1 protein-coding gene is annotated in these 726 nt (G+C 64.0%); it reads right to left on the bottom strand.

The window, feature by feature from the left end:
• Positions 1-726: LamG-like jellyroll fold domain-containing protein (locus tag CJ255_RS23960; protein WP_500681120.1), on the bottom strand; the 726-nt coding region annotated here is incomplete at both ends.

The following is a 726-nucleotide window of genomic DNA, read 5'->3' on the forward strand; positions in this document are numbered from 1 at the left end:
GGTGTTCAGTACAGTTGCATGCTGCACCATCTGCCAACTATTGGCGCTGTTGAGCATCCACCAGGTGGCCCGGCCACCGTTGAGTTCGAGCGACCAGCCACTATCTGCGCCGGTGGCTACAATGACTCCATCCTGGCCTGCAAGATCGGGGCGTACCCAGAGTTCCAGTGTCTGGCTGCCATTCAACCCAGGCACGGCACCACCCGTCAGTTGATCGTTGCCAGCAAAGCTCAAGGCGAAGTTGCTGCCCGGCACAGGTGTGTTGGTCGGTGCGGGCGTGTTGGTCGGTGCGGGCGTGTTGGTCGCCGTGGGCGGCACGGGTGTGTTGGTCGCCGTGGGGGACGGGCCGGGCGTGTTGGTCGCCGCTGGCGGCACGGGCGTGTTGGTCGCCGCTGGGGTTGCGCTCGCAACTGGGGTGCTCGTGGCACTCGGCGCTGCACCGTCGCTCGGTGCGTTTGATGCTACCCAGGTCGGGTTGCTGGGCGCTGCGGCCAAGGTTAGGCTCAGGTTATTGCCAGAACGATCTGCGGTGGTGTTGCCACTGCCTTCGTCGAAACTGAAGAGCGCCAGGGTGTTTCCATCAGGGGTGAAGGCACTGCTCGGTGGCGTGAAGTTGCCCGTGTAGCGCACATTGTTCGAGAGACGCAGTTCGTCCAATTGGCCCCGGAAGAAGCCGTAGGGGTTGAGCCCGCCTACGAAGAGGCTGGGGCCGACGGTGATGCCACC

It is taken from the genome of Candidatus Viridilinea mediisalina (assembly GCF_002532535.1).
GTDB classification, from domain to species: Bacteria; Chloroflexota; Chloroflexia; order Chloroflexales; family Chloroflexaceae; genus Viridilinea; species Viridilinea mediisalina.